A 349-nucleotide genomic window follows, 5' to 3' on the forward strand; every position below is an offset into this window, starting at 1 on the left:
GCCCATCTCTCCTCCTGGCACGAGCCACTCGACAACTGACCACCGCGGGGATTGAGACCCCGGCAGCAGATGCACGCATGTTGCTATGTGAAGCACTGAGAATCCAACCGTCACAACTCATTCGTGTGGCGAGCGTTAATGCTGATGATGAGGATCGTTTCAATCAGATGGTGGATCGGCGGCGAAGCGGGGAACCAGCGCAGTACATCATCGGTCATGCCTGGTTCCGTGGCCTTCGGCTGGAGGTCGGGCCAGGAGTGTTTATACCCCGCTTGGAGACCGAGTTGGTGGCCGAACAGTCCATCCAGGAGGCTCGACGATTGGTGATGTCTGGCGCTTGCCCTAGTGT

The 349-nt window shown here is 58.5% G+C and carries 1 pseudogene; it reads left to right on the forward strand.

Features of this window, described 5'->3' with window-relative positions:
- Positions 1-50 precede the first annotated feature (50 nt).
- Positions 51-349: pseudogene (locus KHA85_RS19310) on the forward strand (peptide chain release factor N(5)-glutamine methyltransferase); the annotation flags it as partial.

Origin of the sequence: Dietzia massiliensis (genome assembly GCF_018390595.1) — a bacterium.
In the GTDB taxonomy this organism is placed as follows: Bacteria; Actinomycetota; Actinomycetes; order Mycobacteriales; family Mycobacteriaceae; genus Dietzia; species Dietzia massiliensis.